The sequence below is a fragment of the Sphingopyxis fribergensis genome, assembly GCF_000803645.1.
In the GTDB taxonomy this organism is placed as follows: Bacteria; Pseudomonadota; Alphaproteobacteria; order Sphingomonadales; family Sphingomonadaceae; genus Sphingopyxis; species Sphingopyxis fribergensis.
Genome location: NZ_CP009122.1, coordinates 2,200,857 through 2,223,549, shown reverse-complemented (window position 1 = coordinate 2,223,549; position 22,693 = coordinate 2,200,857). Strand labels below are relative to the sequence as shown.

17 protein-coding genes and 1 riboswitch are annotated in these 22,693 nt (G+C 62.9%); of the genes, 13 read left to right on the top strand and 4 right to left on the bottom strand.

The window, feature by feature from the left end; all coding sequences use genetic code 11:
* Positions 1 to 3: 3 nt before the first annotated feature.
* Together SKP52_RS10330 and SKP52_RS24570 are read right to left on the bottom strand one after the other, a co-directional pair.
* Positions 4 to 1,224: a glycosyltransferase family 4 protein gene (locus SKP52_RS10330; protein WP_039574575.1), complete on the bottom strand. Its 1,221-nt coding sequence runs from the start codon at positions 1,222 to 1,224 to the stop codon at positions 4 to 6.
* Positions 1,225 to 1,239: 15 nt separating this feature from the next.
* Positions 1,240 to 2,133 (bottom strand): NAD-dependent epimerase/dehydratase family protein, encoded by an 894-nt coding sequence (locus SKP52_RS24570; RefSeq protein ID WP_148309077.1) that lies wholly within the window; start codon positions 2,131 to 2,133, stop codon positions 1,240 to 1,242.
* Positions 2,134 to 2,205: 72 nt separating this feature from the next.
* On the opposite strand from SKP52_RS24570, the gene SKP52_RS10320 reads away from it, so the two are divergent.
* The 4 genes from SKP52_RS10320 to fcl all read left to right on the top strand — a co-directional run bounded on the left by SKP52_RS10320 (position 2,206) and on the right by fcl (position 6,883).
* Entirely contained in the window at positions 2,206 to 2,766 is a 561-nt protein-coding gene (locus tag SKP52_RS10320; RefSeq protein ID WP_039574574.1) for a sugar transferase, read from the top strand.
* A 65-nt stretch (positions 2,767 to 2,831) separates the two neighbouring features.
* Positions 2,832 to 4,766 carry a polysaccharide biosynthesis protein gene (locus tag SKP52_RS10315; protein ID WP_039580615.1) on the top strand — a complete coding sequence of 645 codons (1,935 nt, stop codon included), beginning with the start codon at positions 2,832 to 2,834 and terminating at the stop codon, positions 4,764 to 4,766.
* 76 nt (positions 4,767 to 4,842) lie between these two features.
* Positions 4,843 to 5,940, top strand: a complete 1,098-nt coding sequence (gene gmd, locus SKP52_RS10310) for a GDP-mannose 4,6-dehydratase (RefSeq protein ID WP_039574573.1) — start codon at positions 4,843 to 4,845, stop codon at positions 5,938 to 5,940.
* A gap of 4 nt (positions 5,941 to 5,944) precedes the next feature.
* A complete protein-coding gene (gene fcl, locus SKP52_RS10305; RefSeq protein WP_039574572.1) occupies positions 5,945 to 6,883 on the top strand; it encodes a GDP-L-fucose synthase in 939 nt (312 codons plus the stop codon).
* A gap of 260 nt (positions 6,884 to 7,143) precedes the next feature.
* Here fcl and SKP52_RS24565 read toward each other — a convergent pair whose 3' ends face one another.
* Complete coding sequence (locus tag SKP52_RS24565; protein WP_081997287.1) at positions 7,144 to 9,066, bottom strand: acyltransferase family protein; 1,923 nt, start codon at positions 9,064 to 9,066, stop codon at positions 7,144 to 7,146.
* Between the two features lie 183 nt (positions 9,067 to 9,249).
* On the opposite strand from SKP52_RS24565, the gene SKP52_RS10295 reads away from it, so the two are divergent.
* The 6 genes from SKP52_RS10295 to SKP52_RS10270 all read left to right on the top strand — a co-directional run bounded on the left by SKP52_RS10295 (position 9,250) and on the right by SKP52_RS10270 (position 19,663).
* Complete coding sequence (locus SKP52_RS10295; protein WP_039574570.1) at positions 9,250 to 10,713, top strand: protein adenylyltransferase SelO; 1,464 nt, start codon at positions 9,250 to 9,252, stop codon at positions 10,711 to 10,713.
* A 133-nt stretch (positions 10,714 to 10,846) separates the two neighbouring features.
* Positions 10,847 to 11,986 (top strand): nucleotide sugar dehydrogenase, encoded by a 1,140-nt coding sequence (locus tag SKP52_RS10290; RefSeq protein WP_407695094.1) that lies wholly within the window; start codon positions 10,847 to 10,849, stop codon positions 11,984 to 11,986.
* A 337-nt stretch (positions 11,987 to 12,323) separates the two neighbouring features.
* The gene (locus SKP52_RS10285; RefSeq protein ID WP_228383889.1) at positions 12,324 to 14,462 is read left to right on the top strand and encodes an autotransporter assembly complex protein TamA; all 2,139 of its coding nucleotides are present in this window, start codon (positions 12,324 to 12,326) and stop codon (positions 14,460 to 14,462) included.
* Positions 14,462 to 18,700 (top strand): translocation/assembly module TamB domain-containing protein, encoded by a 4,239-nt coding sequence (locus tag SKP52_RS10280; RefSeq protein WP_039574566.1) that lies wholly within the window; start codon positions 14,462 to 14,464, stop codon positions 18,698 to 18,700. Before SKP52_RS10285 ends, SKP52_RS10280 begins: the two co-directional genes overlap by 1 nt.
* The gene (locus tag SKP52_RS10275; RefSeq protein WP_039574564.1) at positions 18,700 to 18,918 is read left to right on the top strand and encodes a hypothetical protein; all 219 of its coding nucleotides are present in this window, start codon (positions 18,700 to 18,702) and stop codon (positions 18,916 to 18,918) included. The genes SKP52_RS10280 and SKP52_RS10275 overlap by 1 nt, the downstream gene beginning before the upstream one ends.
* Positions 18,897 to 19,074: riboswitch (yybP-ykoY riboswitch) on the top strand. Its footprint overlaps the gene before it by 22 nt.
* A gap of 16 nt (positions 19,075 to 19,090) precedes the next feature.
* A complete protein-coding gene (locus SKP52_RS10270) occupies positions 19,091 to 19,663 on the top strand; it encodes a TMEM165/GDT1 family protein (protein ID WP_039574562.1) in 573 nt (190 codons plus the stop codon).
* Here the strand turns inward: SKP52_RS10270 and galE are convergent.
* Entirely contained in the window at positions 19,660 to 20,676 is a 1,017-nt protein-coding gene (gene galE, locus SKP52_RS10265; RefSeq protein ID WP_039574560.1) for a UDP-glucose 4-epimerase GalE, read from the bottom strand. The genes SKP52_RS10270 and galE overlap by 4 nt on opposite strands.
* 163 nt (positions 20,677 to 20,839) lie before the next feature.
* On the opposite strand from galE, the gene SKP52_RS10260 reads away from it, so the two are divergent.
* From SKP52_RS10260 to SKP52_RS10250, 3 genes are read left to right on the top strand one after another with little or no spacing between them, the layout of a single operon-like run.
* On the top strand, positions 20,840 to 21,136 hold the full coding sequence (locus SKP52_RS10260; protein WP_039574557.1) for a BufA1 family periplasmic bufferin-type metallophore: 297 nt from the start codon (positions 20,840 to 20,842) through the stop codon (positions 21,134 to 21,136).
* A 6-nt stretch (positions 21,137 to 21,142) separates the two neighbouring features.
* Positions 21,143 to 22,006, top strand: a complete 864-nt coding sequence (gene bufB, locus SKP52_RS10255; RefSeq protein WP_081997286.1) for an MNIO family bufferin maturase — start codon at positions 21,143 to 21,145, stop codon at positions 22,004 to 22,006.
* Positions 21,999 to 22,691, top strand: a complete 693-nt coding sequence (locus SKP52_RS10250) for an HvfC/BufC N-terminal domain-containing protein (RefSeq protein ID WP_228383888.1) — start codon at positions 21,999 to 22,001, stop codon at positions 22,689 to 22,691. Before bufB ends, SKP52_RS10250 begins: the two co-directional genes overlap by 8 nt.
* Positions 22,692 to 22,693: the final 2 nt, after the last annotated feature.

Sequence of the window (22,693 nt, the reverse complement as noted above, 5' to 3'; positions counted from 1 at the left end):
CGGTTAGCGCAGAGTTTCGCGGAATCGTTCGAGAACGGACTCCAGCGTATAGCTCCGGGTGACCGCAGCGCGGCCATTATCGCCGCGCTGCAACGCCTCTTCGGCCCCGGCGGGCGTTGCCAATCGTTCAACAAGCGCGACGAGCGCGTCGGTATCGCCGGGTGCGAGCACCCAGCCCGAGCGTTCCTCCGCGATCGTCAACGCGAGTTCAGACTTTGCGTCGGCGATGGCGATGATCGGCGTTCCGGCCGCAAGTACATTGTACATCCGGCTCGGCACGGACAGGCCCTTCATTTCATCGACGAAGGAAATGATCGTGGCCGTCGCGCTCGCAAGCATGGGGCCGAGCAACTCGCGCGGTTGTCGCGGTAACAGGCGGACATTCGGCAATTCGCCCGATGCAACGGCGTGACTGATCAAATCCGTCTTTCCGCCATAGCCTGCAAAGACGAACAATATGTCGCTCCGCGCCTTTAGTTGATGGGCGGCGGCGATAATTGTCTCCACATCGTGCGTGCGGCCGATGTTTCCCGAAAATTGGATCACATACGGGGCATCGATCTGGTTCAGGGCGAAGAAGGGGTTCGCATCGCGGGCGAGCGGCGCGATCTCGTCTACATCTCCCCAGTTGGGGATGATCGTGATCTGCCGATCGGCGCCGCGCAGCTTGGCGCGGACGAGGTCGTCCATGTCGCGGCCGAGGACGACGATCGAGCCGTACAGCGCGAATGTCGCCGAAAAAAGGCGTTCGAGAAGCCGATAGGGCAGGCTTTCACGGCGCATAAAGCCCGTTGCTGCCAACACCTCGGGATAGACGTCATGGACGAGAAGATGGGCTTCCATCCGTTTCCAGCGTGCGATCAGCCCAACCAGCGGCGGCAGCGTCGGCGGATTGGTGACGATCAGCAGTCGGTCGCCCCGCCCGAAATTGAAAAGCGCGAACCATGCGACGGACAGCGTCAGCGTCAGGATATTGATCGCGCGCAGCAGCAGACGGTCCTTGCCGAAATGCGTCGCAGGCACGCGGTGGATGCGCACACCTTCGCGATCCTCGCGCGCCGGCGCGCGCACGCCATGTTCGCTGTAAGTCGGTTGACCGCAAACGACCTCGACCGGCATCGACGAGGCGAGCCCTTCGGCGATGCGCGTCAGAAAATAGCCGGTCGATGTCTGCTCGGGATAATAGAGTTCGGATACGACCCACAGGCGGCGTTCAGGCTTCATATCTTCTTTCGGCGATTAATGGAGAGCAGCGTTAGCAATGTCGCGGTACAGCTGTGACGATAGGCCATAGCCGATCGCAAGATTGTCCGCGTCGGAAAGGTGGCTGTCGGCGAATAGCCGCGCGGCGATGGCGGGCGCAACGCGTTCGGCAGCGTGGGTTGCCACGGCCGGTAGCGGGAGCCGGAAGAGCGTTTCCGATCGCGCGGCGGCCGCCTGCACATAAGTGAAAGGCATCGGGTCCGCGGCGAAGCAGACGCCGGGGCGGAAGTCTTCGCATAGCCGCGCGACGACCGAAGCCGTCAGGTCGGCGCTGATCATCGCGCGCGAAACATCGGCGGCGGGAACCGGCAGCACGCGCATGCGCGTCCAGAGTTTAAGAAGCCGGCCCAGCTTGCCGAGCGATTCCGGGGCGTAGATCAACGGAAGTCGCAGCGCCGTCACAGCGAAACGGTCGTCCGCCAACGCGAGCAGGCGTATATCGGCGGCGAGCTTCGAGCGGCCATAGTCGCTTGTCGGCCGGGTGGGCGTCCGTTCGTCGATCAGCCCCGCGCCCCCATAGACCGAGAAGGACGAAATATGGATTATCCTGCGCGTGCCCGCCGCGCGCGCGGTTCGAGCCAGCGCAAGCGGAATGTCGACGTTGACCCGCTGCATCAGCGCCGCGTCGCCTGAGCTGACGCCGACGCAATTGACCACATATTCGATGCCGTCGAACATCTGCTGCGAAAGCATGTCGTAATTCTCGACCGCTATTTCCCTTGGCAATCCCGAGGGGCGGCGCGATACGAAGCGGGCGCGCTCTCCCAGCAGTGGGGCGAGCGACGTCGCGATGCGGCTGCCTCCTCCGACTACCAGGATATTGTCGCGCCGCGCCGCCATGGCGGCCGCTATACACAGCCGACAGGACAAAAACAGCCCTTCCCCGGCAGGTGGGAAGCGCGTATGCGGTCGCCCGTTCGATGTCGATATCGTGGAGTTAGAGTGAAACGCGTAACCGATTTGGTGCTGACGATAGCGGGTGGCATCATATTGTTGCCGGTCGCGTTAAGTGTCGCCTTGGCGGTCAAATTCACCTCGCCAGGTCCCGCGCTTTACTGGTCTGACCGTGTGGGGCGGGGCGGGGCGATCTTTCGCATGCCAAAGTTCCGCACGATGAAAGTCGGAACCCCCGCGGTGGCGACGCATCTGATGGTCGATGCTGCCTCTGCCTTGACGCCGATCGGTGGTTTCCTCCGCCGCACCAGCCTCGATGAAGTTCCGCAGTTGTGGAGCGTGTTGATCGGCGACATGAGCATCGTCGGACCGCGCCCCGCGTTGTTCAATCAGGATGACCTGATCGCGCTGCGTCAGCAGCAGGGGGTTGACGTCCTACGCCCGGGGCTTACCGGCTGGGCGCAAGTAAACGGCCGCGACGAGCTTCCGATCCCGGAGAAAGTGGCATTCGATCGCGAGTATCTGGAGCTCCGCTCGTCGCTTTTCGATCTCCTCATCATCCTGCGCACGGCGAGGAAGTTGCTTGGCGACAAGTCTGTAGTGCACTAGAGAATGTGGTTTGACCGCATAACTATTCGGAAATGCGCGGGTCAGAAGGGACGGATCTTTTTCCTGTGGTAGCTATATTTTCTGAAAAAGTTCTCGGGCTGTCGCGCCCCATCAAGCGGGCGATCGCGCTCGCCGCCGACGCGCTGCTTTGCATTATCAGCGTTCATGTCGCCTACTATCTTCGCACAAACGAGTGGGCCGACCTTCAGGGCCCGATGCTGTATCCGGCCATCACCGCCATATTTCTGGCGCTTCCGATCTTTGCGATTTCCGGTCTTTATAGGGCCATTTTCCGTTACAGCGGCGGCGCGGCGCTGCTCACGATCGTCAAGGCTGTGGCGATTTATGCCATTCCCTTCGCGATCGTCTACACCTTCATTGGCATCCCGCCGGTACCGCGGACGATCGGTCTGATCCAGCCAATTTTGCTGGTGCTTTTTGTCGTCGGGTCGCGCGGGATCGTCAGCGGCTGGCTCGGCGGGATCTACCTCAACGCGGTCGCCGCTGCCGACAAGCCGCAGACCATCATTTATGGCGCGGGTGCATCAGGGCGCCAGTTGGCGTCGGCGCTGCAAGTCAGCGGACAGGTGCGCGTGGTCGGTTTCCTCGATGATGATCCGACTTTGTGGAAAGCGACGATCAACGGTCTGAACGTCCATTCGCCCGACAAGCTGGCGGCTCTTACGGCGCGGCATCGGATTACCGACGTGCTGCTCGCGATCAATCAAGCCACCCGCGCGCAGCGAGCGTCGATCATTTCCCGGCTGAAAGGATCGGGGCTGCACATCCGTACAATGCCCGGAGTCGACCAGCTTGCGCGCGGGATCGTATCCTTTGGCGACCTTCGCGATCTCGACATCGAGGATTTGCTCGGGCGCGCTCCGATTCCGCCCGACGTTGAGCTGTTACACAAGAATGTCACCGGCAAGGTCGTGATGGTGACCGGCGCAGGCGGGTCGATCGGCAGCGAGATTTGCCGGCAGATCGCTCGGCTGGCGCCCGATATCCTGCTCCTCGTCGATGCGAGCGAATATAATCTCTATGCGATGCACCAGGAACTCGTGCGCGAGATGGAAAGCGGCCTCGTTAACGCGCGATCGGTCGTGCCCCTGCTTGCCAACGTACGCGACCGAAGCCGGCTCGACGAGATCATCGGTACGTGGCGCCCGCATACCATCTATCACGCCGCCGCGTACAAACATGTGCCGCTGGTCGAGCATAATTTGCTCGAAGGCGTGACGAACAATGTGTTCGGGACGCTAAACTGCGCCCTTGCCGCGCGCGAGCATGGCGTGTCCGCCTTCGTGCTGATCAGCACCGACAAGGCGGTGCGCCCGACGAACGTCATGGGTGCAACAAAGCGACTTGCGGAAATCATTCTGCAAGCGCTGAATGCCGACGGTCTGCCGACGAAATTCTCGATGGTCCGTTTCGGCAATGTGCTGGGATCGAGTGGTTCGGTGGTGCCGCTGTTTCGCAATCAGATTGCGGCGGGCGGCCCGATCACGATTACCGATCGCGAGATCACCCGCTATTTCATGACCATTCCCGAAGCCGCGCAATTGGTCATCCAGGCCGGCGCGATGGCGAATGGCGGCGACGTGTTCGTGTTGGATATGGGCGAGCCTGTAAAGATCGTCGATCTTGCGCGCGCGATGATCGAACTGTCGGGTCTCAGCGTCCGCGACGAAAGCAATGGCGACGGCGACATCGCGATCGAATATGTTGGCTTGCGGCCGGGCGAAAAGCTCTACGAAGAGCTTCTGATCGGCAATGATCCGATGCCGTCGGCTCATCCCCGTATCCTGCGCGCCAACGAGCCCTTCATCGCATGGGCGGAACTTCGCGTTGCATTGGAACATCTCAACGCGATGATCGGCGAGCGCAAATCGCTGGCCGCACGCGAGCTTTTGCGAAAGCTTGTCGTGGAATTTGAGCAGAATGGCGATCTGGTCGATTTCGTCGCGCTCCGCCGGGACGAAGGGGTGGTTAGCGGCTAGACCGCTCGTCGACGCCTGTGCTAGCGCGCCCCCGAAACATTCTCCCCTATATAGTACCGAAAATTAGGAAAATCACATGACCAAGACCGCGCTCATTACCGGTGTCACAGGCCAGGATGGTGCCTATCTGGCCGAGCTGCTGCTCGCCAAGGGATATCAGGTGCACGGCGTCAAGCGGCGGTCCTCTTCCTTCAATACCGGCCGTATCGATCATATATATCAGGACCCGCACGAAAGCGCCGCCAAGTTGCATCTGCATTACGGCGACATGACCGATTCGACCAATTTGATCCGGATTGTTCAGGAAGTTGCGCCGGACGAAATCTACAATCTGGCGGCGCAAAGCCATGTGCAGGTCAGTTTCGATACGCCTGAATATACGGCGAACGCCGACGCAATCGGCACGCTGCGGCTGCTCGAAGCGATCAAGATCCTCGGCCTGACGCAGAAGACCCGATTTTATCAGGCCTCCACCTCCGAACTCTATGGTTTGGTGCAAGAGGTCCCGCAGCGCGAGACGACGCCCTTCTATCCGCGTTCGCCTTATGCTGCGGCAAAGCTTTATGCCTATTGGATCACGGTCAACTATCGCGAGGCGTATGACATGTTCGCCTCGAACGGCATCCTGTTCAATCACGAAAGCCCGATCCGTGGCGAGACCTTCGTAACGCGCAAGATCACGCGGGCTGTGTCGGCGATCCACCTCGGCATTCAGGAAAAGCTGTGGCTCGGCAATCTCGACGCCAAGCGCGATTGGGGCCATGCGCGCGATTATGTCGAGGGAATGTGGCGCATTTTGCAGCACGAGCGGGCCGACGACTTCGTGCTTGCGACCGGGCAAACGCAGACCGTCCGGCATTTCGTCGAGCGCGCCTTCGCGCATGTCGATATCACCCTCGACTGGCAGGGGACCGGCGTCGACGAGCGCGGCGTGTGTGCCAAGACGGGAAAGGTGCTGGTCGAAGTCGATCCGCGCTATTTCCGCCCCACCGAAGTCGAGCTGTTGATCGGCGATCCCGCCAAAGCAAAGGCCGAACTCGGCTGGGTCGCCGAAACAAGCTTCGAGCAACTGGTTACCGACATGATGGATGCGGACCTCAAGACCGTCGCGCGCGAAGCCGAGCATCGCCGCGTCGACGAAGAACAGTCGCTGCAGCCGCGCTCGGCCGCCTGAAGCCATGTCGACGTTTGAACTGAAGGGCCGCCGCACATGGGTGGCGGGACATCGCGGAATGGTGGGGCAGGCGCTCGTGCGCCGGCTAGCGCGTGAGGAATGCGAGCTGATCGAGGCGCCGCGCGAGCGGGTCGATCTGCGCCGGCAGGCCGCGGTCGAAGAGTGGATGGAAGAGGCGCGGCCCGACGTTGTCTTTGTCGCGGCCGCAAAGGTCGGGGGCATTCACGCCAACGACACTCGGCCGGCCGAATTTCTCTATGACAATCTGATGATCGAGGCGAACATCATTGAGGCCGCGCGTCATGTCGGTACCTCGAAACTCGTCTTCCTCGGCTCGTCGTGCATTTACCCCAAATTCGCGCCGCAGCCGATCAACGAAGATGCCTTGCTGACCGGGCCGCTGGAGCCGACCAATGAATGGTATGCGATCGCCAAGATTGCGGGCATCAAGCTGTGCCAGGCCTATCGTCAGCAATATGGCCTCGATTTTATTTCGGCGCAGCCGACGAACCTGTATGGCCCGTTCGACAATTTCGACCTGACATCCAGCCATGTGTTGCCGGCGCTGATCCGCAAGGCGCACGAAGCGAAGCAGGCGGGCGCCCAGGATTTCACCATCTGGGGCAGCGGCAAGCCGCTCCGCGAATTCCTGCACGTCGACGATCTGGCCGACGCGCTCGTCTTCCTCGCGCAGAATTATTCGGCTCCGGAGATCGTCAACATCGGCAGTGGCGACGAGATTGCGATTGGCGATCTCGCCGAAATGATCGGCCGCGCGGTCGGTTTTGAGGGGACGATCCTGCGCGACGCATCGAAGCCCGACGGAACACCGCGCAAGCGGCTCGATACGTCGAAGCTGGAAGGCCTCGGCTGGCGCGCATCAATCGACCTCAAGGACGGGATCGATGACGTGTATCGGTGGTATCTCGAAAACTGGGCCTGACGCACGGAACGCGGCCGTCTCGGGGATGGCCGCTTGCAACGCGCGTGGACCGGTCGACAAATTCGGCGACACCGGCCGCAATCGCTGTGCCGGGCGGTTTCGCCGTTCGCGAGCAAGCGGGCTACCGTCTGCATTCCAATGAAACCGGCAAGGCGTTACCAGGATAACCATATTCCACCCGCCGCTCGTTTAGCCGCGGTCCGAGCCCTGCCTGCAGCGTGGTCTAGCGCCACCGCGATTAAGTGTCGGTTGCCATGCGCCTATTTTGTAGCGCCCTCCTTGGCCAGCGCCGCTACAAATTCCGGTTCGAACACAGGAAGCGCGGGCGCGGCGATATGGTTGCTGTCGGAAAACAGGCTGAGCCCACCGCGCACAAAATAACAATGTTCGGCGTCGCACTGGCGCAGGTCGGGCCGGATGACCGTGATACGCGGATTTGCTGCCAGAACCGACAGGGCAGGCGCGAATTGTGCGCGGAAGGGCTTTGCCGCGGTACGCGATGCCACCTGCGGGTTTATCCCAAAGGCGATCTGGCGGCTGAGGACCGACGCGATATCGAAGCCCGGCTGCGCGATCGGGCCGACCACGATGATCTTTCGGCCGGGCAGTTTCGCGGCGAGGTCTTCAACCCCGTGCGCCATCGCCAACGCCCGATCGCCTCCAACGCGCCGTCCGTCGGCTGAGACCACTGCCTTGTCGACGGGCCAGTTGAATGCGACGATCACTGTTTTGACGTGCGGCAACGCCTTGAGTGCATCGAGATTGGCCTGCGCCGCGCCGAAGCACTCCCTCGTAACATTGACGGACACTGTGGGAAGGCAGCTGTTGATCGGGATCAGCAGCCCGGCCTGTCCCGTCTTGCGGAGTTGCCGTTCCACGATCGGGGCATACATTTGGGCGTGCGAATTGCCGATGAGTGCGACCTCGGCCGCGGCGCTGTCCTTACCGTCGAGGCTGAGGTCGCAGGCGCGCGACGCGCCAAAGGACATCAGCTTGGAGACGGGGCAACGATAATGGGTGTCGACCGACCGGTTGATCGACGCCGCATTGGCATCCAGCCGATCTGGCAGACCGCGGGTGACCGTAAACAGTGCGGCGGCGGCGAGCAGGAGGAGCGTGCCGGCAAGGGCATAGAGTCCAACCTTTCGGAACGGCATGGTCGATGCACGAAAAGGGCTTTCGACATATTTATAGCTGAGAAACGCGGCAGCAAAGGCGGCGGCGCCCACCGCGCAGCCTTCAATCAGACCAAGGTCGCGAACCAGATAATATTTGAGCAATACGATCAGCGGCCAGTGCCAGAGATAGAGTGAATAGGAGATGCGCCCCGTCAGGTTGACCGGCGGCAGCCCGAGCAGCCGGCCGGTTGCGCTTTGCTGTGGCGCGCCGACCCATATCAGCAACGCAGCGCCCAGCACCGCGGGAATTGCGACGGGAAACCAAGACGGCCATTCTCCGCCATAAAGGAGGCCCGCAGCCATCAGCAAAAAGGCGCCTACGCGCACGCCCGAGGTGGTTCTCGCGGCCAGCATGGCAGGACCGTGCAAGGCGATGAGCGCCCCGGCACCCAATTCCCACGCGCGCGTCGGAAGGAGGTAGAAGGCGGGAATACCGCCGCCGATCTTCAGCAATGCGATGTTGAGCGCTAGCGACCCGATTGTCAGCGCCCAGATGGCTGGAAGCAGAAACGAGCGGTGCCGCGCGAGAAAAAACAGAATCAGCGGGAAAAAGATGTAAAACTGCTCTTCGATCCCGAGCGACCAGAGATGGAGCAGTGGCTTGTTTTCGGCGGCGCGCGAGAAATAGTCCGTATCGCGCCAGAAATAGATGTTCGCGACAAAGAAAATCGCGGCGATCAGGCTTTTTCCATATCCTTCGAGGTCGGCCGGCAGCAGGATGATTGCCCCGGCGATGCTTGTCACGATCAAGACGATCGTAAGGGCAGGCATCAATCGGCGAATGCGCCGCTGGTAAAAGACCGATATCGAAAAGCGGCTCTTTTCGATATCGCGCATGATAATGCCAGAAATCAGAAAGCCCGAAATGACGAAGAAAATATCGACGCCCAGATAACCGCCGGGCAGCACATTGTGGAACAGATGGAAAATGACCACCGACGCGACTGCCAGAGCGCGAAGCCCATCGATGTCATATCGATACGCAGGCAAGGGCGGTCGTTCCATTTTTCGCTTTCGGGTGTTGCTGGGAGAGAACACAGGGGCGCAGAGGCTCAAGGCGATGCGCTTTTCGCACCGAAGGTCTAGACGTGAGAGCCCTTTCGTTGTCAATAGACAGCGGGGTGCCGGAACCCGCTCACTCTTGCATTCATGCCATCGGCGCTCAAGATATGGTACCGGGGAGTCGCGATGGATTTTGCGTTCGACAACAGCTTTCACGATTCGATGGAGGGATTTTACGCGCCTGCTGAAGCCACGCTTCCCTCTTCGCCAGAGCTTCTTATCTTCAACCATGCGCTCGGTAAACGGCTTGGCATCGATATTGGGTCATGTTCCGATCAGGAGTTGGCGCGTATCTTTTCGGGCAAAGAGACCCCTGTCGGCGCCAACCCGCTGGCGCTTGCTTATGCCGGCCACCAGTTCGGGCATTTTTCGCCCCAGCTCGGCGATGGCCGTGCGTTACTCCTCGGTGAAATCATCGCCCCGGACGGAGCGCGTTTCGACGTTCAGTTGAAAGGGTCCGGGCCGACCGCCTTTTCGCGTAGTGGTGACGGCAAGGCTGCGATCGGTCCGGTGCTGCGCGAATTTCTCGTGTCGGAAGCGATGGCGGCGATGGGCGTCCCGACAACGCGTGCGCTCGCCGCCGTGGCGACCGGGGACCGCGTACAGCGCGAACGAGCGCATCCCGGCGCGGTACTGACGCGTATCGCTAGCAGCCACATTCGCGTTGGGACCTTCCAGTTTTTTGCCGCCCATTTCGGCGCGGATTATGTTGTCCAACTCGCCGATTACAGCATTCGCCGGCACTTCCCCGAACTCGTCGAGGCTGCGAATCCCTCGCTGGCGATGCTCGATCGCGTTATCGGGCTACAGTGCGATCTGATCGCCCACTGGCTCGGCGTCGGCTTCATCCACGGCGTCATGAACACCGACAATGTCGCGATCAGCGGCGAGACGATCGACTATGGGCCGTGCGCCTTCATGGATCGCTTTTCCGTGAACACGGTCTTCAGCTCGATCGACGCCAACGGCCGCTATGCTTATGGTCGCCAGCCGCAAATATTGCACTGGAACATGGCGCGCTTTGCCGAGGCGCTGCTGCCCGCAATCCATCGCGTGTCGCCGACCGACGTCGACGCGGCGAAGGCGCTGGTCGATGCAATTCCCGGTCGTTTTCGCACGTTGTGGCATACCCGTGTTAGGGAAAAGCTGGGCCTCAGCGGTGAGGACGTCGACGATGGCGAGCTCATCGATACGCTTTTCGACGAACTTGAAGAACATGACGTCGACTTCACCTCCTTTTTCCGCGCGCTCGCGATGCTGCTGCGTGGCGACGGTGCGCTGTTCGAGAGCCTGCTTCCGACGCCCGATGCGATGGCGCCGTGGATCGCTGACTGGTGGGAAAGGATCGCGCGGGAGCCTACGGGGCCGCTGGAACATGCGGCTGCGATGGATGCCGTGAACCCGCTCTATATCCCGCGCAATCATCTGGTCGAAGCCGCTTTGGCTGCGGCGGAGGCCGGCGATCTCGCGCCGTGGCTCGAACTGCTCGAGGTTGTGCGCCATCCCTATGCCGTTCGCCCAGGGTTCGAGCGTTTTGCCGAGCCGGCCGCATCCGACGCCGGTCCCTACCAGACCTTCTGCGGCACCTGACGGCGGCCGCGGTTGAGCCGGTGCGCCGCAGTTGCTAGGGACGGCGCCACATCGATCAGAGGATAAGTCATTGCTCCCAGCAAATTTACCGCATGCGCCGTCCGCTAAAATCACTGTCGTTGGTACGGGCTATGTGGGTATTTCCAACGCCATATTGCTGGCGCAGCGTAATGAGGTGGTCGCCCTCGACATCGATACCCGCAAGGTGGAACAGATCAACGCAAAGCGGTCGCCGATCGCCGATCCGGAGATCGAGGATTATCTCGCGAACAAGCCGCTGAACCTGGTCGCGACAACCGACCGCGATGCGGCCTATTCGGACGCTGCCTTTGTCATCGTCGCAACGCCCACCGACTATGATCCCGACACCAATTACTTCAACACGAGCACGGTCGAGAGCGTGATCGCCGATGCGCTGGTGAAAGCGCCCGATGCGCTGATCATCGTCAAATCGACCGTTCCGGTAGGCTTCACCGAACGGATGCGCGCCGAACTCGGCGCCGATACCATCGTCTTTTCACCCGAGTTCCTGCGCGAAGGGCGCGCGCTGTACGATAATCTTCATCCCTCGCGAATCATCGTTGGCAATACGCACCCGCGCGCTGCCGAATTTGCGCAATTGCTTCTGGAAGGGTCGCTGAAGCCAGAGGCCGCGATCCTGCAGACGGGCAATACCGAAGCCGAGGCGATCAAGCTGTTCGCCAACACCTATCTTGCGATGCGGGTCGCCTTTTTCAACGAGCTCGATACCTATGCTGCGGCGCATGGCGTGGATTCGCGCCAGGTGATCGAGGGCGTGTGTCTCGATCCGCGGATCGGGCAATTCTACAACAACCCGTCCTTCGGCTACGGTGGCTATTGCCTGCCCAAGGACACCAAGCAGATGCTCGCGAATTACAGCGAAGTGCCGCAAAATCTGATCCAGGCGATCGTGTCGTCGAACACGACGCGCAAGGATTTCATCGCGTCCGAAGTGATCAAGCGCGCGCCGCGCGTCGTCGGCATCCACCGGCTCGCGATGAAGGCGGGATCGGATAATTTCCGCGCCAGCAGCATCCTTGGCGTGATGAAGCGCGTAAAGGCCAAGGGTATCGAGGTGATCGTCTATGAACCGCTCGTCGAGGAGGACTGGCTGTTCAACTCGCGCGTGATCCGCGATCTCGATGCGTTCAAGGCCGAGGCTGACGTCATCATCGCCAACCGCGTGACCGACGATCTCGCCGACGTCGCGGACAAGGTTTACAGCCGCGATCTATTCGGCGCCGATTCCTGAGAAACTCCGCCGAACGCAACTCGCCGCATCCCCGGGAACTGTCCCATTGTCGGAGAGTTAGCTTGTCGAACGGGGAGAAACGGGTTGCACAGCCATATCTCGCAAGCCACAAGTGTGCATCGGTGGCCAGCAGATGAAAAAATCTGAAATTTCGCGTGAATGCTCAGGTCGCCGATCCTCCCGGATCCGGCGGTCGCTGATCGGCGCCACCTCCTTTCTTTGCCTGGCTTGGGCTGGCGCCGCCAGCGCGCAGCAGGTCGAACCGCCGAAGGTGGTACCGACGGTTGCCGTCAGCGAAACGATTGCAGCGCCTTCGCCGCCTCCGCCCGATGTGCAGATGCCTGAAGTCGAACCGATCATCAGCGACGAGGAGTTCGAGAAGGCAATCCCGTCGATCAGCGCCGAAGACGACGCCGAGCTCGATCGTCCGCTGGAATCGATCGCCGATTTCGAGAAGCGCCAGGCTGCCGAAGCAGCAAAAGATGTGGAGACAACGGCGGATGCGACCGTCGAAACCCGGCCGCCGCAGGTCGATGGCGTCTCGATCCCGGCGCTCGCCGATGGTGATACCGTCGAGGCGATCGGCGATGCACCGATCAGCGATAGTGAACTCGCCGCGCCGCTGCCGCCGCTCGAAAGCTTCAATGTCGAACCCGTGCAGTTCGCCGAGGCCGAGGTCGACAAGGATAATGTCAGCATTGCCTATACGGTGAAGGTCAACGGCCTCGAGGCGGCCGACGAAAGCACCGACGTCGACCTCGCCGACCTGTTCGGCGATTTGTCGGCGCTCTATGGCGGCGACGGCAAGGCCGACAACGCCGCGATGATCCGCGCCCGCCTTTCCGCCGATGGCGAGTTGATGCAGCGCGTCCTCGCGTCCGAAGGCTATTATGACGCGGTCGTCGACACGCGTATCGATCGCGGCGAGCGCGAGGAAGGGCAGGAAGCGCAGGAACGACAGGCACGCCAGCGCCGGTCGATCACCGCCGTCATCGATGTGAAGCCGGGCAAACGCTACACGCTGGCGGACATCATCATCAACGCAGCGCCGACGATCCCGCCGACCCTGATCGCCGACAATTTCCCGCTCGCCGTCGGCGAGCCGATCGTCGCACAGCGTGTCCAGGGCGCCGAAGCCGCGATCGCGCTGAAACTGCCGCAGGAAGGCTATCCCTTCGCCAAGGTCGGGCAGCGCGACATTTTGCTCGATGGCGCGACGGGCGACGGCGTCTACACGCTGCCGGTCGACATCGGCAAACGCTCGCGCTTCGGCGGGATCGAGACGACGGGCGACCTCGCGTTCGATGCCGATCATGTCGAGGTGCTGGCACGCTTCAAGCGCGGCGATCTTTACGACAGCCGCATGGTCGACGACCTGCGGCAGGCGCTCGTCGCCACCGGCCTGTTCTCGAGCGTCGCCGCCGAACCGCAAGCAACCGGTGAAAGCGCAGGCGACGATACCGAATATGTGACGATGCTGGTGACCCAGCAGGCGGGGCCGCCACGGACGCTTGCCGCCAGCGCCGGTTATAGCACGGGCGAGGGCATCAGGCTGGAAGGCAGCTGGACGCATCGCAACCTGTTCCCGCCCGAAGGCGCGTTGACTTTCCGCGGTGTGTTGGGGACGCAGGAGCAGGGGATCGGCGCAACGCTGCGCCGGTCGAACTGGGGACGTCGCGACCGCACGCTGGAACTCGTCACCGAGGTCACACGGAGCAATTACGACGCGTTCAACGCGATAACGGGTCGTATCGGCGCGCGCTTCAGCTATGATTCCACCCCGATCTGGCAGAAGAAATTCACCTATGCCTATGGCGCCGAGCTGATCGCGACGCGCGAGGATGATTATGATTTCACGACGGGCGAGCGGTCCTACGATTTCTACACCATCCTCGGCCTGTCCGGACAGGTCGGCATGGACCGCACCGACAGCCTGCTGAACCCGACCAAGGGCTTTCGCATCACCAGCCTGATCCAGCCCGAAGGCTCGCTCGCCGGGCGCTTCTCGCCCTATGCTCGGCTCCGGACCGACGTCAGCGGTTATTATCCCGTCACCGACAGCATCGTGCTCGCCGGACGCGTGCGCGTCGGGTCGATCCTCGGCGCCGCGCGCGAGCGGCTGGCGCCGTCGCGGCGCTTCTATGCTGGCGGCGGTGGGTCGGTACGGGGGTTCGGCTATCAGGATTTGGGCCCCAAGGATCCGAACAACGACCCGATCGGCGGTCGCAGCGTCGCCGAGGCGGCGTTCGAGACACGCTACCGCTTCGGCAATTTCGGCGTTGTCGGCTTCGTCGACGCAGGGCAGGTCTATCGCTCGTCGGCGCCGACCTTCCAGAATTTGCGCTTCGGCGCGGGGATCGGCGCGCGTTATTATACGAACTTCGGGCCGATGCGCTTCGACATCGCCACCCCGATCGGCCGCAAGCCGGGTGAGGCCCGCGTCAGCGTCTATGTGTCGATCGGGCAGGCTTTCTGATGGCCGAACCCGACGCCTTCGCCGCGGAGGACGCTGCGCCCGTTAAAGCGTCGCGCGCGTGGCCGCTGACGCTATTGCGGTGGATCGGGCTGAGCCTGCTTGGGCTGATGCTGCTTTTTGCGCTGTTCCTTGTCGGGCTCAACAGCGACGCGGGGCGTCGCTTCGTCGTCACCCAGATCGAGAAATATGAATTCGAGAACGGGATGAAGATCGGCATCGGACGGCTCGACGGGTCGCTCTATGGCCAGATGATCATCCGCAATTTCACTTTGTCCGATCCCAAGGGGGTATTTCTCGCCTCGCCTGAGGTCAGGGTCGATTGGCGGCCGATCCGTTATCTCGCGAACCATGTCGACGTCCGCTCGGCGACCGCCGCGACGATGACGATGCGGAAATTGCCTGAGTTTAAGGTCGTTCCCGACACCGGCGAGCCGCTGCTTCCCGATCTCGATATCGACGTCGGGTTGGTGCGCGTCGACCGTTTCATCGTCGAACCGCCGGTTGCGGGCGAGCGCCAGGTTGCAAGGCTGAACGGCAAGATCGCGATCGCCGACCGCCGTGCGCAGGTCACTGCGAATGCCGAGACGATCGCGGGCGGCGGCGGGCGGGGCGACGCGCTGAAGATCGTGCTCGATGCCGTGCCCGAGGCAAACCGGCTCTCGGTCAATCTCGATATCTCGGCTCCCGAGGGCGGGGTGCTCGCCGCGATGGGCGGGTTCAAGGAGACGCTGACGGCCAAGCTCAACGGACGCGGCGACTGGAAGGCCTGGGATGGCAATCTGACCGCAAACCTCGGCACCGCGCCGCTAGCCCGCGTTGCGCTGACGGGGCGAGACGGGACGTTTAGCGCCAAGGGGGCGGCGCAGGCTTCGCGGCTGTTCGCCGATGGCCCGGTAGCCGAGATTTTGGGCACCGAAACCGCGATCGACCTCACCGCGCGATTGAACGAGCGCAAGGCGGCCATCGACGGCCGGCTCTCGTCGGATGCCGCCCAGCTCGGGATCAGCGGCGGGATCGATCTTGGCGCCAGTCGCTACGAGGGGCTGCAACTCGCGGTCAATATCTTGCGGCCGGGCGCGATCGCGCCCGCCATACGCGCCAATGGGCTCCGCGCGACGGCGACGCTCGATGGCGCTTTCGCGCAGCCAACGGTCGAATATCAGGCGAACGCCAACAGCCTCGCGTTCAACGATATCATCGTCGAGGGTCTGGCCCTCGCGGGCAAAGCGCGCGTCGATGCCGATCAGATCGTCATTCCTGTCGCGGGCAAGGCCACGCGCATTCGCGGGCTCGATACGGTCGCTGGCGGCACCTTGGTAGTGGTGCGGCTCGACGGCGACCTTGCCTACAGCAACGGCCGTATCCTCAGCGATAATCTGCGCCTCCGCTCACCGCGCATCGATGCCAAAGCGATCATCATCGCCGATCTCACCAAAGGTTTCTACACCGGCGCGATCGACGGACGGATCAACGATTATCGTATCGAAAGCGTCGGCATTTTCGACATCGACACCGATGCCGACCTTAAAACCGCGCCGCGCGGCGGGTTCGAGATCGTCGGCCGCGTCCGTGCACGTTCGACCAAGCTGTTCAATTCGGGCGTGCGCGATTTCCTCGGCGGCAATGCGACGGCATCGAGCGACGTGCGCTATGGCACCGATGGCATGATCCGCTTTGCCAACCTGCGCATGTCGGCACCGCGACTGCGCATCACAGGCGGGCAGGGCAGCTATGCGCCGAACGGGCAGATCAAGCTGACCGCGCGTGCCAATTCGACCGATTATGGCCCTGTCGGTGTCCAGCTTGCCGGGACGATCAGCGACCCGCGCGCGGTGGTGACCGCCGCGCGGCCGGGGCTTGGCATCGGGCTCGCCAATCTGGTGGCGAAGATCAACGGCGCGCCGAACGGCTATCGCCTCGCGGCAACAGGCGATACCGATTATGGCCCGCTGTCCGCCGACGTCGTGTTGCTGATGGCGACGGGGCCGCTGACGATCGATGTCGAGCGTGGGGACCTGTCGGGCATCGGCTTCAACGGACGATTGGTGAAGAGCGACGCCGGGCCTTTCGTCGGTCAGCTCAACGCGTCGGGGCAGGGGCTGGGCGGGCTTGTTCGGCTGACTGCGGCGGGGCAATATCAGGCTGCCGCGATCAACGTCCGCGCGAACGACGTCGTGCTCCCCGGACCGGCGAAACTGGCGGTTGGCTCGGCAGTCGTCGATGCCGACATCACGCTTTACGACACGCCGCATATCGTCGCCGACATCCAGATCGCCGACACGCAGATTCGCGACTACGACATCGCGGTCGGACGCGTGAAGGTCGACTATCGGGGCGGCAGCGGCAAGGCGCAGGCACTTGTCGAGGGCACCAGCGGCGTGCCGTTCCGTATCGCCGCGAATGCTGACCTCCAGCCCAAACTCTGGCGCGCGGCGGTGCAAGGGCGTGCGACAGGGATCAACTTTCGCACGACAACGCCCGCGCGCATCATTCCCGGTGCCGACGGTTACGAATTGCTGCCGACCAATATCAGCCTCGGCCGCGGCAGCAGCGCGCGCGTTGCCGGACGGTTCGGCGACGGCATCATGGTCCAGAGCCGGCTCGAGCGCGTGAACATGGCGATCCTCAACGCCGTCTATCCCGACATGGGCCTTGGCGGCCGTGCAACGGGCAGTTTCGATTTCGAGCAGGCCAATTCGGACAGCTTCCCGCGCGCCGACGCGCGGCTGACGATCACCGACTTCACGCGCACCACCGCAGCGTCGGTCAGCCAGCCGGTCGACGTCAATTTTGCCGGAAAACTGCTTGCCGACGGCGGCGAAGCCCGCGCGGTGATGCGCAAGCGCGGCAGCGTGATCGGGCGCGTGCAAGCCTCGCTGCGCCCGCTGGGCGCCGGTGCCGGCACATGGACCGAACGGTTGATGGCCGCGCCGCTTGGCGGCGGCATCCGCTACAATGGTCCCGCCGACACGCTCTATTCCTTCTTTGGCCCAGCCACCCAGCATGTCTCGGGGCCGGTCGCGGTCGCCGCCGATTTCAGCTGCAGCGTCGCCGATCCGTGCCTGCAGGGCGTCGTGCGCGGCAAGGATATGGTGTACGAAAACCAGACCTATGGCACGCGGCTGACCAAGATGGTCGTCAACGGCCGCTTCACAGGCAACCGCCTGGAGATCGAGCAACTGACCGCCACCGCCGGTGAGGGCACGGTCCAGGCGAAAGGCTATATCAGCCTTGCGTCGGCCGACGGTTATCCGATGAATATTTCGGCGACGCTCGACAATGCGCGCCTCGCCAAGAGCGAAAATATAGCCGCGCGCGCGACCGGCAACCTGACGCTCGAAAAGGTGGCGGGACAGACTGCTCTGTTGTCTGGCAGCCTGCGCCTTCCCGAAACGCGCTATCGCATCATCCGCGAAGGCGCCGCGCAGGTTCCGGTGCTGACCGGGGTGCGGCGCAAGCCGCCCGCGGGACGCCAGCGGATCAGCGGCGACGGGCTTGCGGCGGTCGGCGGCAGCCTGTTTGACCTCATCCGCCTCGATATCGCGCTGAAGGCGCCGGACGAAATCTATGTCAGCGGCATGGGGCTTGAATCCGAATGGAAGGCCGACATCGTTCTGCGCGGCACGACGCAGGATCCCCGCGTCACGGGCGAAATCGAGCTGGTGCGCGGAACGCTCGGCTTCGCCGGTCGGTCGTTCGAACTTCAGGAGGGCAGGGTAACCTTCCCGACGGGCGAAGCCTTCGACCCCGCGATCCGCCTGCTCGCGAGCGATACGATCGAAACCGTGACGGTCAGCATCAGTGTGACAGGCCGTGCGAGCAATCCGCAAATCGCTTTCTCCAGCGTTCCCGGCCTGCCGCAGGACGAAATCGTCTCACGCATCCTGTTCGGCGATTCGATCACGACGCTGTCGCCGTTGCAGGCGGTGCAACTCGCCTCGTCGCTCAACACGCTCAGCGGCACCGGCGGCGGATTGAGCCCCCTTGGTTCGCTCCAGTCGGCGACGGGCATCGACCGGCTGCGCGTGCTCGGTCCCGACGATACCGTCGGACGCGGCGCGGCGCTGGCGGCTGGCCAGTATATCACCAAGGACATCTATCTCGAGGTGATCACCGACGCGCGCGGCTATACCGCGACGCAACTCGAGATCAGCCTGACCCCCGCGCTGTCACTGCTCAGCCAGGCGGGCGGATCGGGCGGATCGAACCTCAGCGTCCGATATCGCAAGGATTATTGATGCGCGCCGCCGTCCTTCTCGTGCCGCTGCTGCTGCTCTCCGCGTGCAAGGACGAACAGCGCTTCGAGGATCGCTATGACAAGGCGGCCAAGGAGATCGAGGCGCGCGCGAAGGCGATGGACGCCGATATCGCGAAATCCGACGAGGCTGCGGCTGCCGCTTCAGACTTGTCAGAACGCCCCAAGCCGTCTAACGCACCCACGTCATCTGGGGAGTAGCCAGCCGTCCTTCGGGGCGGGCCACCGTGTCAACATACTCGGCCGAGAGGTCGTGGTGCGGTGGAAGCGGGGGACCGCTTGGGCGAGACCAATGGCATCGACCTTCGTCCGGGCCGGGCGGCGGGTTTGATGTCTATTGGAATCGCGAAGCCGCTCGGCCCCGGAGTACCTCATGGAAGCCCTGTTCACCTCGACCGCCGTCGTTGCGCTCGCCGAAATCGGCGACAAGACGCAGCTGCTTGCGATCCTGCTCGCGACGCGGTTCAATCGGCCCGTTCCGATCATCCTCGGCATATTGTTCGCGACGCTCGCGAACCATGCGCTCGCGGCGCTGCTGGGCTCGTCGGCAGCCGCCTTTCTCGACAGCCCGGTGTTTCGCTATGCGATCGGCCTGTCGTTCATTGCGATGGCGGCGTGGACGCTGATCCCCGACAAGTTTGAGGACGATGACGCCCCCAAACCCCGGTTCGGTGCGTTCCTGACCACGCTCGTCGCCTTCTTCCTCGTCGAGATGGGCGACAAAACGCAGGTCGCGACGATCGCGCTCGGTGCGCAATATCATGACGTCGTCGCGGTTACCGCGGGCACGACGCTCGGCATGATGATCGCCAATGTGCCCGCGATCTTCCTCGGCCACGAACTGCTCAAGCGCGTTGTCCTCGCGAAGGTGCGCATGGTCGCGGCGGCGCTGTTCCTCGTGATCGGCCTCTGGGTGCTGGTGCAGACCGCGGGCTGGCTCAGCTAGTCGGCGTTGCGCCCGGCGAGCGTACGTTCGAAATTCCAGCTCGACGCGCACATCGCGTCGAGGTCGCGCTCCGCAGTCCAGCCGAGCTCGTTCGCGGCGCGTTCGGGGCTGGCAAAGCAGCTTGCGACATCGCCGTCGCGGCGCGGCGCGATGCGATAGGGCACGGGCACGCCGTTCACACGCGAAAACGCCTCGACCATGTCGAGCACCGAATAACCCGTTCCAGTGCCGAGGTTCCACGTCGACAGCGACTGGTCGGTCTTCGTGATCGCCTCGAGCGCGGCGACATGGCCGTCGGCCAGGTCGACGACATGGATATAATCGCGCACCCCGGTCCCGTCGGGGGTGTCGTAATCGTTCCCGAACACCGACAGTTCGCTCAGCCGTCCGGCGGCGACGCGGCTGATGAAGGGCATCAGGTTGTTCGGAATGCCGTTCGGATTTTCACCGATCAGGCCGCTGTCGTGTGCGCCCACCGGGTTGAAATAGCGCAGGATCGCGATCCGCCATTCAGGATCGGCGGCGGCGACATCGCCCAGCATCTCTTCGATCATCAGCTTGGTGCGGCCATAAGGATTGGTCGCCGACGTCGGGTGATTTTCGTCGAGCGGCAGATATTGCGGCTGGCCATAGACGGTGGCGCTCGACGAAAAGACAAGGGTCTTGGCGTTGCAGTCGATCATGGCCTCAAGCAGCGACAGCGTGCCGCGGACATTATTGTCATAATATTTGATCGGTTCGGCGACCGATTCCCCGACGGCCTTCAAGCCGGCAAAGTGAACGACGGCCTCGATTGCATGGTCGGTCATCACCCGGCGCAGAGCCTCTCCATCGCGGATGTCGCTCTGGACGAGCGGGATGGGCGTGCCGGTAATTGCCTCCAGGCGGTCCATTACCGCCGCATCGCTGTTCGAAAGATTGTCGAAACATACGACCTTGTGCCCCGCAGAAACCAGCGGCGCCGCGACATGGCTGCCGATGTAGCCCGCGCCGCCCGTCAGCAGAATATTCATGCCTTGCCCGTCTCCATTCGTGCGCTGTTCGTGATCGCTGGCCCTATTCTATCGGGCACATCCTGCCAAATCATTGCCTCCCGCCTCGGCGTAACTTTTGCACCGGCTCTCGCGAACTTGTGACGATGCCATCCTCCGCATCGTCCATTTAAGGGAGAAATTTATGACCAATGCACTGAAACTTTCGCTTGCTGCCTCGGCGGTCCTTGCCATGGCCGCTGGCGCCGCGACGGGCGGCACTGCCGTCGCCGCCGAAGGCGCCAAGGAAAAATGCTATGGCGTCTCGCTCAAGGGCAAGAACGACTGCGCCGCCGGTCCGGGCACCAGCTGCGCCGGCACGTCGACCGTCGACTATCAGGGCAACGCCTGGAAGCATGTCCCCGCGGGCAGCTGCGTGAAAATGGGCGGCACGCTGACCGCGCATAAGGGCAACGCCAAGCCGGTTGCCAAGAAGGGCTGACCGACCGTGACCCTTCCCCTGTTCCCGCCGCTGCCCGCGCGCGCCGGCATCGGGCTAAAGCCCCAGCATTACGCCGATGTGCTGGCCGCGGTGGAGCAGGGGGCGGCGCCCGCCTGGGCCGAAGTCCACCCCCAGAATTACTTCGGCGCGGGCGGGCCGCCGCATCGCTGGCTGACCGCGATTGCGGAGCATCTGCCGATGAGTTTTCATTCGGTCGGATTGTCGCTGGGATCGGCGGCGGGCGTCGACCGCGACGAACTGACCGCGCTTGCGAAGCTTTGCGACCGTTACGCGCCAGCGATGGTTTCGGACCATTTGAGTTGGAGCAACGGGCCCGACGACAAATTTCCCGACCTCTTGCCGATACCCTATAGCAACGCGGCGCTCGATCATTTCGCGGCCGAGGTCGGGCGCGTACAGGACCGGTTGCGCCGCACGATGCTGATCGAAAATCCCTCGCGTTATCTCGCCTATGCGGGCGACGATTGGGCTGAGGTCGATTTCCTTCACGAACTCTGCCGCCGCAGCGGGTGCGGGCTGCTGCTCGACATCAACAATGTCGAGGTTTCGGCGTTCAATCTCGGGCTGGATGCGGCTTCGTGGCTCGCGGCATTCGATCCGCGCCTTGTCGGCGAGGTGCATGTCGCGGGCCATGCGGTGAACGGCGATGACATGAGCGGCCAAATAGCGATCGACGATCATGGATCGCCGGTGCGGACAAGTTGCTGGGAATTGCTCGCGTCCTTTCTTGATCGTTCGGGGCCAAAGCCCGTGCTGGTCGAATGGGACACTGACGTTCCGGACTATGCAACACTGATGGTAGAAGCCGCCAAAGCCGATGGCCTGCTGCGGGAACCCGCCGGTGTTTGACCAAGCGGCGATCATCGCGACCTTGCTGCATGGCCCGGGCCATTTGCCCCACGGCCTGTTCGCCGGAAGCGAGGCCGCAGTGCTGCGCGGGCTGCGTGTTCATGCGAACACGATTTCGCACGCTCGGCTCGTCGCGCTGGAAGACAGTTTCCCGCGCACCCGTGCCTTTCTGGGCGAGGATGAGTTCAACCGGCTGTCGCGTGACTTTATCGAGGCGGGCGGGGCGCAGCGCCGGTCGTTGTCCGATATCGGCGCCGACTTTTCCGCATGGCTGGCCGATCCGCTCGCCGCCGATCTGGCGCGGGCCGAACGAGCGTGGTTTGAAAGCTATAATGCTGCTGAGAAGCTCGCGCTGACGCTCGCTGATCTCGCTGGACTGTGCGAAGCCGGCCTGCTCGGTCTCGCGGTTCGCTGTCATCCTGCGGCGCGCATTGTGACGCTCTCGAGCGATGCTGCGCCGCTCGTCGATCCGGCCTTTGCTCCGGACGTTACGGGATTGCTCATCACACGCCCCCGCGCGGAGGTCCGGTTGTTCGCGGTCGAGAACGCCGATGCCGCCGCCATCGCCATTGCGCAGGAAATTTGCCCGATCGGTAACCTCATCGCGCATCTGGCCGAACATCATGATGACGGCGGTGCCGCGATTGCGGCGCTGATCGACGCAGGGGCTTTTGAAAAGGTTTGAGA